A 13,104-nucleotide genomic window follows, 5' to 3' on the forward strand; every position below is an offset into this window, starting at 1 on the left:
ACACCATGCGCAACCCGTGGTTTGCCCAGTCGGAGCCGAGGGACGAGGCGGGGGTCCGCCTCTTCTGCCTCCCGTACGCGGGCGGCAACGCTTCGGCATACCGGACCTGGCACGACCTGACCCCCGATCACGTGCACGTGCACGCGCTGGAGCTGCCCGGCCGCGGTGCCCGCTGGAGCGAGTCCCCGGTGAGCAGGATGCCGTTGCTGACCGAGCTGCTGGCCGACGTCCTGGCGGAGCATCTGGACCGGCCCTACGCCCTGTTCGGCCACAGCATGGGCGGTCTGATCGCCTTCGAACTCGCCAGGACCTTGCGCGAGCGGGGCCTGCCTCAGCCGGCGCATCTCTTCGTCTCCGGATCAGCCGCCCCCGACCTGCCGCGCACCCGGGAGCCGATCCACGCGGCGCCGGAGGCCGATGTGATCGAGGAGCTGCGTTTCCTCGGCGGCACGCCGCCCGAGCTCCTGGACGACGCCGGGCTCATGGAGCTGATCCTGCCCGCGCTGCGTGCCGACTTCTCGGTCCTGGAGACGTACCGCTATCAGCCGCAGCCGCCGCTGACGGTGCCCATGACCGTGTTCGGCGGCGAGGCGGACCCGCTCGTGGCGCGCGAGAAGCTGCACCGGTGGCTGCGGCAGACCCAGGCCCGCTCCGAGCTGGTCGTCCTTCCCGGCGAGCACTTCTTCCTGCACTCGGCGGTCTCCGACGTACTGGCGACGGTCGCCGACGCCCTGGCCTGCACGGCGCCCGTCGCGCCGTCGTCCAGCACTTCCCGCTCGGTCCTTGCCGCGCGTCCCTGAACCGCGCGGCGCTTCGCATCCCGGAACGTGACCCCATGGAGGACTCGTGACCGCCACGACCGCAGGCAGCCGGATACTGTCACTCGCCCATCACCAGCCCACGCGCGTACTCACCAACGACGAACTCGCCGTCATGGTCGACACGTCGGACGAGTGGATCAGGTCCCGCGTCGGCATCGCCACCCGCCACATAGCCGCGCAGGACGAGAGTGTCGCCGACATGGCGATCGGCGCCGCCGCCAAGGCCGTCGCCCGTGCGGGGGTGGATGCCGCCGACATCGATCTGGTGATCGTCGCGACCTGCACGGCGGTGGACCGGATGCCGAGCATCGCCGCCCGGGTCGCCCATCACCTGGGTGTTCCCGAAGCGGCCGTCTTCGACCTGAACGCCGCCTGCGCCGGGTTCACTTACGCACTGGCCACCGCCGACATGACCATCCGGGGCGGCGGCAGCAGTACCGCACTCGTCATCGGTGCGGACAAGATGAGCGATTTCCTCGACTGGCAGGACCGCACCAGCTGCGTCATCTTCGGTGACGGGGCCGGCGCCGCGGTCGTCACCAGGACCGATGACGCTCGGTCCGACGGCATCGGCCCGGTGGTATGGGGTTCTCAGCCCCAGCGCGGGTCCGCCATCGTTCTCGGCACCACGGGGCCGGAGGGTCCGCCCGCGCTGTTCCGACAGGATGGGCACGTCGTCTACCGCTGGGCGGTGACCTCCCTCGCTCCGGTGGCTCGGCAGGCCTGTGAGCGAGCCGGTGTCGCACCGGCCGAGCTGGCCGCCGTGGTCACGCACCAAGCCAATCTGCGGATCATCGAGGCGGTGGCCAAGGGCCTCGGGGCCACCAACGCCGTCGTCGCGCGCGATGTCGTCGACTCCGGCAACACGTCGGCGGCCAGCGTTCCGCTTGCCCTGTCCAAGCTGGTGGAACGCGGCGAGATCTCCAGCGGCGCTCCGGTACTCCTGCTCGGCTTCGGCGCCGGCCTGTCCTACGCGGCCCAAGTGGTGGGCTGCCCCTGAGGATCCGCTCAGGCTCGCAGCGCGGACCGCGATCAGCAATATGAATTCCGCATCTTGCTGATGAATAACGAATATTGACGGCGGTTCTACAGGTGGGACATCTTCTTTTCCATACCGTCACCACCAGGTCAGCCGGCTGACGGGACGCTCTCAGACAAAGGAGTCGGTCCGTGGCGGAACAGGTGTGGATCGCCGGGGTGGGGATGACGAGATTCGCCCATCACGCCGATCGTGAGGTGGCGGACCTGGCCGCCGAAGCAGTCCACGAAGCGCTGGCCGACGCGGGGTTGGAGCGACGTCACGTGGAAGCGGCCTTCTTCGGGAACACCACCCAGGGGGCCCTGCAGGGCCAGCTCATGGTGGGCGGCCAGATCGCCCTGCGTGGCATGGGATTCGAACGGATTCCGATGTACAACGTGGAGAATGCCTGCGCCACGGGTGCCACGGCCTTGCATCTGGCGGTCGATCAGGTCCGCGCCGGTGCCGTGGACATCGCGCTTGCGGTGGGCGCCGAGAAGATGAACGTCGCCGATTCCGACAGGACCATGGCGGTCTTCAACGGCGCGTACGACGTATCGGATCCGGCGGGGCTCACGGCGGCGTTGACCGACATGGGCGGCGAGAGCGATGACGCGCACGTCGGCAGGCGCAGTATTTTCATGGATATCTACGCGTCCATGGCCCGTGCGCATATGAAGCGCTTCGGCACGACACAGCGGCAGATCGCCGCGGTCGCGGCCAAGAACCATCGGCATTCCGTGCACAACGACAAGGCGCAGCATCGAAAGGAATTCAGCGTCGAGGACGTTCTTTCCGCTCGCGCCTTGTCTTTTCCGCTGACCGTGCCGATGTGCGCACCGGTCACCGACGGCGCGGCGGCCGTGGTGGTGTGCGGGCAGCGCGGGCTGCGGCGGATGGCTGCCCGCGGCCGCCTGGTGCGTGTGCTGGCGCATGTGGTCGGTACCGGTGCCGTCCACCCGCGGGATGCGTGGGACCAGCACATCAGCAAGTTGCTGTCCGTGCGTGCCTACGAACGGGCCGGGGTGGGCCCGCAGGACATCGATGTGGCCGAACTGCACGACGCCACGGCCTTCGGTGAGATCCAGCAGACCGAACTCCTCGGCCTGTGCGAACCCGGTGGTGGCGGTGCGGCCGCCGAGGCCGGGGTGACGACGCTGGGCGGGCGCGTGCCGGTCAACCCGTCCGGCGGGCTGGAATCGAAGGGGCACCCTCTCGGGGCGACCGGCCTGGCCCAGGTGTACGAGCTCGTCCAGCAGTTGCGCGGAGAGGCCGGTGTTCGCCAGGTGGCGGGCGCCCGGGTCGCGCTCGCGGAGAACAGCGGCGGCTTCTACGGCGGCGAGGAAGCAGTCGCCGCCATCACGGTCTTGGGGGCGTAGTGGCGATCATCGATTTCTTCGACCGCGGCTGGCGGCACGCTCCGGACTCGGTCGCCTATGTGTGCGGCGAGCGGAGCTGGACGTTCGACGAGGCGGGGGCACTGTCGTGCCGGGTCTCACACGCCCTGTTGCGGGCGGGGTGCGCTCAAGGGACCAAGGTCGGTGTCCTGTCACCCAACGATGCGCGTGCCTGGATCGGCGTGCTGGGCATCTGGCGGGCCGGTGCGGCCTGGGTGCCGCTGAACCCCACCACTCCCCCGGCAGACCTGCGGCGGGTGATCGAGACGTTCGACTGTGAAGTGCTGTTCTTCCACAGTTCGATGGCGTCGGCCGTGGCTGGGCTGGCTCCCTCCCTGGCGAAGGTCACGCAGTACGTGTGTATCGACGACGCGGCGGCCGGTGCCCCCTCGCTGTCGCAGTGGACCGCGGGCTTGCCCGCGACGCCACCGGACGTGCGATACGCGATGGACGACGTGGTGGCCATCTCCTCGACCGGCGGTACGACCGGTGCGCCCAAGGGCGTGATGAACACTCACCGGTCCCTGTCCACCTGTCTCGCACATCTGATGATGGCGTTCCAGTACGGCGCCGACGACCCGATCGTCGATCTCGCGGCGCTGCCCATCAGCCATGCCTCCGGCGTGATCAGCCTCGCCGCCACGGCGCGCGGCGGCACGGTGGTCTTCCTGCCCGGGGCCGAGCCGACGGCGATCCTCGACGCGATCGAGCGGCACCGGGTCACCGAGCTCTTCCTCGCCCCCACGGTCGTCTACCGGCTGATGGAGGCGCCGGGGCTCACGGGTCGGGACCTGACCTCGCTTCGTTATCTGCTGTACGCCGCGGCTCCGATGTCCGCGGAGAAGCTGCGGCGGGCCATCGATCTGTTCGGGCCGGTCCTGATGGAGTGTTACGGCCAGGTGGAGGCGTTCGCGGGGGTCTCTTTCATGCGCCCCGACGAGCACTTCGCCGCCGGGGCCATAGCGCCGGAGGGGCGGCTGGCATCCTGCGGCCGGCCCTACCCCCTGGTCGCCGTCGAGATCCAGGACAACAGCGGACGGCGGGTCCCCGCGGGCGAGTCCGGGGAGATCTGTGTCCGCGGGGATCTCGTCATGAAGGGTTACTACGCGGCGCCTGAGAAGACGGCCGAGACCATCGTCGACGGCTGGCTGCACACCGGCGACATCGGTCACTTCGACGCGGACGGCTATCTGTTCATCACCGACCGCAAGAAGGACATGATCATTTCTGGTGGGCTGAACATCTACCCGAGTGAGATCGAGCAGGTGATCTGGAGTCACCCGGCAGTGCAGGACTGCGCCGTGATCGGTGTTCCGCACGAGGACTGGGGAGAGGCCGTCACCGCGGTGGTCGAGCCCAATCCGGGCGACCGGGTCTCCGCCGACGAGCTGATCGCGTTGTGCAGGAAGACGCTGGGCGGTATCCGCGCGCCCAAGCGGGTGGACTTCGTCACCTCGCTGCCGCGCAGCGCGAACGGCAAGGTCCTCAAGCGGGCCGTGCGCGAGACCTATTGGGCCGGCCGTAGCCGGCAGGTCTGAGAAGGGCAGGACGGTATGGCCATTGATTTCGGTCTTGAGGGTTCGGTTGCGATCGTCACCGGCGGCGGCTCGCGTGCGTCGGGCGTCGGAAACGGCAGGGCGGCCGCGGTGCTGCTCGCGGAGGCCGGGGCGCACGTGGTCGTGGTCGACTCCGCCGCGCGGAACATGGCCGAGACGCGGAGCCTGATGGCGGAGCGGGGCAAGGACGCCCTTCTGGTGACCGCGGATGTGACCAGCCCGCAGGAGTGCGCCGATGTGGTCGCGCGGACGTGGGACACCTTCGGCAGACTCGACATCCTGGTGAACAACGTCGGCGTCGCGGGCCCGCCCGGAACCGTCGTCGACCTGGACCTGCATGCCTGGGACCAGTGTCTTGGCCTCAACCTGACGTCGATGATGCTGATGTCCCGGGCCGCCATCCCCCGCATGCGCACGGGCGGCGGGGGATCGATCGTCAACATGTCCTCCGCGGTCGCTCTCGTCGGCGGCCACCCGGAGGTGGCCTACCCCACGACGAAAGCAGCGGTCATCGGACTCACCAAGACCATGGCCGCGCACCACGGTCCCGAGGGGATCCGTGTGAACGCGATCGCTCCCGGTTACGTCTACACCCCGATGGTCCACTCCCAGGGAGTGGACGACGGCGCCCGCGAACAGCGACGGCAGGCGGCGCCGCTGGGGATCGAGGGCACGGGCTGGGACGTCGGTGACGCCGTGCTGTTCCTGGCCGGCCCGCGGTCGCGATGGATCACGGGTGCCGTGCTTCCCGTCGATGCCGGACTCACCGCGACGCTCGGCTTAGGTGGCGCCCCCTCGGTGACCTCGGTGCCCGGCCCGCTCACGGCGCCCGAGGTGTGATCCCGCTCCGGCGCGGCCCCGCGGATCGCGCCGCGGTGACACGCCGCCAGGGGCCTGCCGCCGCGCGTCTGTCATGGCGCGTCTGTCATGGCGCGTCGTTCCCGGCCAAGCGGTCGCCCGGTGCGTCGCTTTCACGGCGATAGCCGGTCAGCCGGGCGCTGAAGACGAGGTTGTCCCCCTGATGTCCGGTGACGTGGACGCTGCGCATGCCCGCTCGTGCGGGCGCCACCGTCACCGCCTCTATCCAGCACGGTGAGTCGAATTCAGCGTACTGGTGGAACTCGGTGCTGACCTGGACAGGCTCGAACGTGTCGCCCTTCAGCTCGCAGGCCGCCTGCCGTGCCGCCTCGATCAACACCATTCCCGGTACGTGATCGCCACCGTGCTCGAACAGGATGGGGTGGCTCCGGTCCGGGCTGAGCAGCCAGCGGCCGTCCTGGTCGGTGGGTGACAGGACGACATCGACGGCGGCCGAGCGGCCCACCCGTCGCGGGTCGACGATGCGGGGGCGGGGTGTCGGCGCGGTGCCGGTATCGACGCGTCCCGCTCCGCGCAGCCGGTTGTAGGCGGCAGGGGCGATGCAGGTGAAGTGCCCGCTGCCGGAGGCCGCGGGGCGTCCGTCGCGCTCGATGGTGATCGCCATGGCGAACTGCGTGACGCGGCTGCCCCTCCACTTCACGTCGGTGCAGATGGCCTGGAGTGTCAGTTCACTGGGGCCGGTGCCTATGTCCAGGTTGTCGGGGGACACGGAGTACTCCATGTCGCGCAGCAGGAACTGGTGCCCCAGGGGCACGCCGAACTCCGAGTGAGCCAGCAGCAGCCCGACTTGGCGTATGGTCTCCGCCGCCTGCGTGGGGTCGTGGCGCTTGCCCTCCGCGTCGGTGAAGAAGGTGTGGGCACGCGGCCACTGCCCCGTGAGTGCGAAGCGGTCGCCGTCCAGGCGGCGGCATCCGGTGAGGAACACCTCGGCGTGCGCGGCACGGTGCACGTACTCCCGGGGCACCGTGGTGGTGAGTTTCGGCAGGTCCTGGGCGGCCCGCAGAACGGGAGTGTCGGTGTGCTCTTGCTGGCGGACGAGCAGGGCCATGGATTTCCCTCTTCTCGGCAGAATGGGCACGGTGAGCTTGGTGCGAAAGGGTGGCACAAAATATACGGGTCCACCGGTTTATTTATCGAACCCTTAGTGTGGTTGAACGCTCACCGTCACATTTCCCCGATACTGCTCCCTGCATATGCCATGCAATTTGCTTGTTTCCAAGTTGCTTGCACTGTTTGTCATGGGTCGTTTTCGGTCGTGCGGGATTCCGTACGACACCGCGAGCGCCCACTCGATCGGTTCAGGAGCCCGCAGCGCTCAGGCCTTGCCGGCTGACCGCGATCCGCGGGAGCATCACGGACCAGAAGCGCGTCTGCACACGTCGCGAGACCCAGGTCGGATCCCGTCTGCTGAGTATCTGGAAACCAACCGTGCACGCGAACACGACGCTCGCCACCTGGTCGGCCGACACCTCCTGCCGCAGCTCCCCCGCCTCGTCCGCCTTTTCGAGCGTCGCGCTGATCCACACGTGCCAGAGACGGCGCACCTCTCCGATGTCCTTCGGGGACCCGGGGTCGCCCTCGAGGTCGAATCCGGCCCGCAACACCACGTCTTCTCTCAGCTGCAGTGTCAGTTCATGCCCCGCGTCGACCAGAAGCTGCAGCGCGTCGCCGGACCGCATCCGCGTCTCGCACAGCTCCACGAGCTCGTGAAGTCGCTGCGCCGCGGCTGTCATGACCGCGGAGGCGAGCGCCGCTTTGGTCGGGAAATGGAAGTGCAGAGCTCCGCTGGTGACGCCGGCGTGGCGGCTGATGTCCAGCAGTGAGGCAGGACCGTAGCCCGCCCGGCTGAAGCCGTCCGCGGCAGCGGTGACCAGCGCTCTGCGGGTACGCACGGCACGTTCCTGCTTGACCATCGGGGCACTCCGTAGTTCCGAGCCGCACCATGGCCCGCACACGCGGAACACGGGCATGGCATCACCACCAGAGCGGCTCCGTCCCTGATGCAGAACTCGCTCACCAGCAAGTTCCCAGGTTACAAACCGCATTGGCGGTTTACTAATGAGTGCGAAGTGCGTGGCCGCGTGCCGGTGGGCGGGCCGATTCCCTCACGCCGACTGGGAGCGCACGGAAGGGTGCAGAGCCCGGATGGCCTTCTCCACACGGGCGCCGCGGCACTCGGTGACGTCCAGTTCGGCCATGACGCCCGGGGCGGCGATTCCCGCCAGCAGAACGCGGTAGAGGGCGACCACGCGTTCATTCAGGTCCGCTCGCCCCGACAGCGCGTGGGACATGAGCTGCGTCCCGGCGAATGCCCCGACGAACACCTCGGAGAGCTCACCTGGATCGATGTGAGGCTGCAACTCTCCAGCGGACTTGGCCAGTTGGAGCAGCCGCAGACTCTCCTCGGCCCAGTCCAGGAACGGCACGTTGCGTTCCAGTCTGTCCTGTCCGACCTGTTCGAGGGCGAGCCGGACACCACCCCGGAGCACGGGGTCACGCACCATCAGATAGGCGAGCAACAAGCCCCGGTCGGCGGCCTCCTGCAGCTTCAGCCTCTGCGGCGGAACAGCGGGGACCTGCGCATTCTCGTGCAGCACCTCACTCGCGAGCTGCTCCTTGGAGGTGAAGTGGAAGTACAGTGCGCCCTTGGTGACGCCGGCACGCCGCAGGATCTGCGACATCGTCGCGGCCTCGTAGCCGAAGTCGTCGAATACCTCGGCCGCGGCGGTCAGGATCGCGCGTCGGGTCCGGAGTGCCCGCTCCTGTTGCGCCAAGGCACATCTCCCTCTTAGGTCTCCGCCCCCGAACAAACAAACCGTCGAGTTCGTATGCTAACAGCGTTCCGTGCCCGCGCCGGTGACCTCGGGCAGCAGAGACCGCTCGGATTCGACGCGACCGAAAGACGCGTCCGCCGAAGAGTTCCCTCCTGGACGCCGGACGCGTGGGTGTGTGGGGTGGCAGGGGCCGGCTGGTTCACACCGCCCGGCCCCGGCGTACGCCGCCGCCGTGCTCGAGCCCGTCGGCGAAGGTGAGCCAGCGCTCCCCGCAGCGTCGTGCGGCCCGCGCGATGTCGGCGTGCCGGTGTTCTGGCACCGCGCTCACCAGCCACCGCCACTTCTCGTTGTCGAGCGCGTTGGTCGAAAGGAGCTGCAGAAGCACCCTGCCCGCCTCGGAGAAGCGCAGCGAGGGGTCCTTGCGGAGCTTCGCGAAGCGTTCCGCGTCCGAGACTTCGGCCGGCTCCAGCCGGGCGCGTCCGCCACGCTCCGCCTCGTCCGCCTCCGCCCGTCCGCGCACGGTGCGCTGCTCCGGAAGTACGTTGTCCTTCGCGGCATCACGCAGCTTCGGCAGCACCGGGTCCTTGCCGTCACGGATGCGCAGCCGGACGTCCCGGGCGGTGGCCAGAGCGATGCCCGCCTCATGGGCGATCTCACGCAGCGAGGCGTTCGGGCGTTCGGCGATGATCTGGCCCGCACGCTGCCGGCCTGCAGCGCTGTTGACCGGGCGGGAACGGCCATCACGTCCGGTTCGCGTGTTCAATTGATCGCCTTGCCCGGTTGAACGCCTGCGCAGCGTGGAGACGGTGGCGGGCGCGAGGCCGGTCACTTCCGCTATGCGCCGGTCCGACCAGTGCGCGTGGGTGCCGATGATGCGCTCGGCGGCCGCGACCCGGTCCCTGCGCGACAACGGCATGCCGTGCTCGGCATTGAGCTGGACGGCCAGTATGAAGGCGTCCTCGGTCGAGCCCTCCACGTACCGGACCTCGATGTGGTCCTCGCCCCGCTGAACTGCCGCCTGGAGTCGGTGCAGGCCGTCGATGAGCCGCATGGTCGGCCGGTGGACCACGATGGGCGGCAGCGCCTTCTCCGTCTGCGCCAGCACCTCGACGTGCTCCGCGTCCTTCCCCGCGACACGTGGCGAGTCCGTGGTCACCAGGTTTGCGATGGGCACCAGTTCCGTCATCGGCAGGCGAGTGGCGCCAGATGCTGGTGATGCGGGTTGGGCTGCTGCCGTCAACACGTCGAGCATGAGCGCCTCCTGGGGCATCTCCAGTTCCGGGTTCACGGCAAGACGATACCCACAAAGAAACCGACCGCCCTGTTTTTACTAGTCGGGCTCAAGCGGCACTGGAGCGGAACTCGTCCAACCGCTTCGCGGGTCGGATCACGACGCCTCGACGACACGGGACAGGTCCACCACCGCGCCGTCCACCACCGCGCCGTCCATCGCCGCACCGTTCAAGGCCGAGACCGGTTCGACGCGGCCAAGTACGTCGGTATACCGCTCGATCAGTGCGCTCAGCGGGGCACCGGGATGGGCCGCGAGCCACTGGGCGACGATGCGCAGCGGCAGCGGGAGCCCCCCGCACAGCGCCACCAGCCGCTCGGCGGCCGGGTTCCGCTCTTCCAGCCGCCCCCCGCTGAGCAGGGCCAGCAGCCGCGCGCCCTCCCCGACGGTCAGCGGCCCGATCGTGTCCAGGTACGCGCCCTCGTCCGTCGCGAGCCCGCCGAGGTGCTGCCGGCTCGTGGCCAGGACACCGGACGAACCTCGCGGGATGAGCGGCCGCACCTGCTCGGCACTGTGCGCGTCGTCCAGCACCACCAGCATCCGCTGGCCGTGCAGCAGACTCCGGTAGAGGGCAGTGCGGGCGGCCGAATCCGGCGGCACCCGTGCGCCGTCCACGCCCAGGCTGCCCAGGAGTTGCGCCAGGGCGTCCGCGGCGCTCGCCGGGCCCCCCTCCAGGTCGGCGCCCCGAAGGTCCACGTACAACTGTCCGTCGGGGAAGCAGTCGACCAGGCGGTGTGCCAGTTGCAGCACGAGCGCCGTCTTGCCCACGCCTGGCGCGCCGCCGACCACCACGGCCGGCGTCGTCGGGCCACCGCGGGCGCTCTCGCCCCGCACTGCCTGCTCCAGCCGCGCCAGTTCCTCGGTGCGGCCGACGAACCCGCGTGGCAGGGACGGGAGTTGGACCGGTCTGGGTGTGCCGCGCAGCAGCCGCCCGGGGTGCGCGGCACGCGGAGAGCCGGTGTCGCCGCCGGGCGCGAGGAGTTCGGGGTGCCCGGACAGGATCTGCTCGTGGAGCGTGCGCAGGTCGACACCGGGCTCTATGCCGAGTTCCCGGATCAGCAGATCCCGGATCTCCTCGTACATCCACAGCGCGTGGGCCCGGCGCCCGCTGCGGTAGAGCGCGAGGATCAGCAGCCAGCGCAGCCTCTCGCGCAGCGGTTCCTCGGACACCGTTCCCGGCAGTTCGGTGACCAGCTCGGCGTGGTGACCGGCCGCCAGCATGTCGGCGGCCCGCTCCTCCACGGCCGTCAGCCGCAGGTCCCGCAGCCGGTCGCGCTCCACCGCGGCGAAGGGGCCGGGGATCCTGAACAGCGCCTCGCCGTGCCAGTACGCCAGGGTCTGCTCGTACAGCCGCAGCGTGGCATCGACGTCACCCCGACCGCGTGATCTGCGCGCTTCACCCAGAGTCCGGGTGAAGCGCGTGACATCCACGTCCGCGGGGTCCACCCGCAGGCAGTACCCGCCGGACTCGGAGGTGAGCACCGTGCCGCCCGCCCGCCCGGCCCGTCCGGGCTCCAGCACCCGGCGCAGCCCTGCCACATAGGTGTGCACACCGTTCACGGCCGTCTGCGGGACGTCGCTGCCCCACACCGCGTCCACGATGTTCTCCACGCCCATGATGTCGCCCGGCCGACTCGCCAGCAGGCTCAGTACCGCCCGCTGCTTGGGCGGACCCAGCGCCATCTCCGCCCCGTCGCGCCAGGCACGTACCGGCCCGAGGAGCTGAATGCGCAAGGCCGCTCCCGTGGTCGCCATGGATCACCGCCTCCTGACGTACCAGTCCGCACGGTTGCGGGCCGGCTCCGGGAGCTGATCCGTGCCGGCGACGACGTTGGTGCCGTCACCGGTTCCCGGGGTCAACGTGGTACTGCCGAGCCGGGGGTTGATGGTGCCCGGCCGGTCGGCGAGCAGTGGGCCGGACCCGTTCCGAAAGGCGGGGTTGCCGGTGAGGGCCGCCTGGTGGTCCATGCGCCCGAGAAGTTCCAGGGACCCGTTGCGGTGGCGCTGCACCAGGTCGCCGGTGCGGTACATGCGCTCGCCGCGGCGGAAGGGGTGCGGCACGAACACGCGCCCGGTCTCCGCGGGCCGGTTCAGATAGCCGCGCGCCAACGCCACCCCGGACACGCACAGCTCGCCCGGGACGCCGGCCGGCGCGAGGGCGCCGTCCTCGTCCAGGACGTGGAGGGTGACGCCTGCGATCGGGGCGCCCAGGGGGACGGTGTGCACCGCGGCGAGGTCGACGAGGGACAGGTCCTGCGCCGAGACACAGATCGTCGTCTCCGCGGGACCGTACAGATGGATGCCTGTGGTGCAGCGGTCGCGGATCCAGGCGGCCAGGTCGGCGGGCAGTGCCTGGCCGCCGCTCAGGGCGGTGAAGGCGCCGGACGGACACCACTCGCCCTCCCGCAGGATCTGCCAGGTGACGGGCGGGGCCTGCAGGACGGTGGTGCCGCTGTCCTCGATGATCCGGCCCAGTCGCCCCGCGTCGGCCAGGGCGTCCTGGGGCGCCAGGCAGATGCCGGCGCCGCTCAGCAGGGGCACCAGATAGTCGGTCAACGACGCGCCGAGCGCCGGGCTGACGACGTTGGTGACCACGTCTCCGGGGCCGAGCCGCAGCATCTCCGCGATCCGCAGGGTGCAGTTGAGCAGCGACCGGTGGGTGACCTGAACGCCTTTGGGGCGGCCGGGCGAACCCGGCGTATAGACGATGTACGCGAGGTCACCGACGGCCGGACGCACCGACGCGGCACGGGGGCGGCGGCCCGTGTGCCGCAGCGGTGCGTCCAGTGCGATGACGTGAGGGCCCATCGGACCCATTCGACCGATTCGACCCATTGCGGCGAAAGGCTCGCCGAGACCGGAGTGGGTCAGCAGGACGGTGCTGCCGCAGTCGCGCAGGATGTACTCGGTCCGCTCGGCGGGAAACGCCGGATCCAGCGGTACGTAGACGGCCCCGGCCAGCCAGACGCCGAGCAGCGCGGCGACCGTGTCGGTCGTCCGGGGCAGCAGGACGGACACGACGTGCCCGCGCCGCACCCCGGCGTCCGCCAGTTCCCCGGCTATCGCTTCGGCGCGCTCCCACAGCGCGGTGCAGGAAAGTCCCTCCGCGCCACCGCGGTTGACCGCCTCGGTGCCGCGATACGACGCAAGCCGGTCGCCGATGACGTCGAGGACCGTCGCGGCGATGCCGGCACCGCTCCCGCCGCACCGGGACGTCCTGCCTTCACTCACCTTGACCGAGGTAGCCATGTCGAACCCAATCCTGAATGCGTCGCAGGGGTCGGGGAGCCGTACGAGTCGATTCACCGAGCCGGCGCGCATTCAGCAGGAAATCGCCCTGCGCGGCGCGGTCCCCCGGGATTAACAAA

The 13,104-nt window shown here is 69.9% G+C and carries 11 protein-coding genes; 5 read left to right on the forward strand and 6 right to left on the reverse strand.

The features are described from left to right. Positions 1-5: 5 nt before the first annotated feature. The 5 genes from OG302_RS00435 (at position 6) to OG302_RS00455 (ending at position 5,632) form a co-directional block, all read left to right on the forward strand. Positions 6-800, forward strand: coding sequence for a thioesterase II family protein (locus tag OG302_RS00435; RefSeq protein ID WP_371524677.1), 795 nt, complete (start codon positions 6-8; stop codon positions 798-800). Between the two features lie 46 nt (positions 801-846). Further along, a complete protein-coding gene (locus OG302_RS00440; protein WP_371524679.1) occupies positions 847-1,821 on the forward strand; it encodes a beta-ketoacyl-ACP synthase III in 975 nt (324 codons plus the stop codon). Positions 1,822-1,991: 170 nt separating this feature from the next. Next, a complete protein-coding gene (locus OG302_RS00445; protein ID WP_371524681.1) occupies positions 1,992-3,218 on the forward strand; it encodes a thiolase family protein in 1,227 nt (408 codons plus the stop codon). Then, positions 3,218-4,774 carry a class I adenylate-forming enzyme family protein gene (locus tag OG302_RS00450; RefSeq protein WP_371524683.1) on the forward strand — a complete coding sequence of 519 codons (1,557 nt, stop codon included), beginning with the start codon at positions 3,218-3,220 and terminating at the stop codon, positions 4,772-4,774. The genes OG302_RS00445 and OG302_RS00450 overlap by 1 nt, the downstream gene beginning before the upstream one ends. A 15-nt stretch (positions 4,775-4,789) precedes the next feature. Then, positions 4,790-5,632 carry an SDR family NAD(P)-dependent oxidoreductase gene (locus OG302_RS00455; RefSeq protein WP_371524685.1) on the forward strand — a complete coding sequence of 281 codons (843 nt, stop codon included), beginning with the start codon at positions 4,790-4,792 and terminating at the stop codon, positions 5,630-5,632. A gap of 85 nt (positions 5,633-5,717) precedes the next feature. Here OG302_RS00455 and OG302_RS00460 read toward each other — a convergent pair whose 3' ends face one another. The 6 genes from OG302_RS00460 to OG302_RS00485 form a co-directional block, all read right to left on the reverse strand. Next, positions 5,718-6,719, reverse strand: a complete 1,002-nt coding sequence (locus tag OG302_RS00460) for a ScbA/BarX family gamma-butyrolactone biosynthesis protein (RefSeq protein ID WP_371524687.1) — start codon at positions 6,717-6,719, stop codon at positions 5,718-5,720. A gap of 250 nt (positions 6,720-6,969) precedes the next feature. Continuing rightward, a complete protein-coding gene (locus OG302_RS00465) occupies positions 6,970-7,584 on the reverse strand; it encodes a ScbR family autoregulator-binding transcription factor (protein ID WP_371524689.1) in 615 nt (204 codons plus the stop codon). Positions 7,585-7,776: 192 nt separating this feature from the next. Continuing rightward, positions 7,777-8,445 (reverse strand): ScbR family autoregulator-binding transcription factor, encoded by a 669-nt coding sequence (locus OG302_RS00470; protein WP_371524691.1) that lies wholly within the window; start codon positions 8,443-8,445, stop codon positions 7,777-7,779. Positions 8,446-8,644: 199 nt separating this feature from the next. Continuing rightward, on the reverse strand, positions 8,645-9,733 hold the full coding sequence (locus OG302_RS00475; RefSeq protein WP_371524693.1) for a ParB/RepB/Spo0J family partition protein: 1,089 nt from the start codon (positions 9,731-9,733) through the stop codon (positions 8,645-8,647). Positions 9,734-9,832: 99 nt separating this feature from the next. Continuing rightward, complete coding sequence (locus OG302_RS00480) at positions 9,833-11,491, reverse strand: BTAD domain-containing putative transcriptional regulator (RefSeq protein ID WP_371524695.1); 1,659 nt, start codon at positions 11,489-11,491, stop codon at positions 9,833-9,835. A 3-nt stretch (positions 11,492-11,494) separates the two neighbouring features. Next, positions 11,495-12,985: an AMP-binding protein gene (locus OG302_RS00485; RefSeq protein WP_371524697.1), complete on the reverse strand. Its 1,491-nt coding sequence runs from the start codon at positions 12,983-12,985 to the stop codon at positions 11,495-11,497. Positions 12,986-13,104 lie beyond the last annotated feature (119 nt).

Source organism: Streptomyces sp. NBC_01283, assembly GCF_041435335.1.
In the GTDB taxonomy this organism is placed as follows: domain Bacteria; phylum Actinomycetota; class Actinomycetes; order Streptomycetales; family Streptomycetaceae; genus Streptomyces.

Bases quoted from the DNA above. Each gene is read 5' to 3' on its own strand.
- OG302_RS00455 (WP_371524685.1), top strand. From the start codon at position 4,790: ATGGCCATTGATTTCGGTCTTGAGGGTTCGGTTGCGATCGTCACCGGC.
- OG302_RS00480 (WP_371524695.1), bottom strand. From the start codon at position 11,491: ATGGCGACCACGGGAGCGGCCTTGCGCATTCAGCTCCTCGGGCCGGTA.
- OG302_RS00485 (WP_371524697.1), bottom strand. From the start codon at position 12,985: ATGGCTACCTCGGTCAAGGTGAGTGAAGGCAGGACGTCCCGGTGCGGC.
- OG302_RS00435 (WP_371524677.1), top strand. From the start codon at position 6: ATGCGCAACCCGTGGTTTGCCCAGTCGGAGCCGAGGGACGAGGCGGGG.
- OG302_RS00465 (WP_371524689.1), bottom strand. From the start codon at position 7,584: ATGGTCAAGCAGGAACGTGCCGTGCGTACCCGCAGAGCGCTGGTCACC.
- OG302_RS00460 (WP_371524687.1), bottom strand. From the start codon at position 6,719: ATGGCCCTGCTCGTCCGCCAGCAAGAGCACACCGACACTCCCGTTCTG.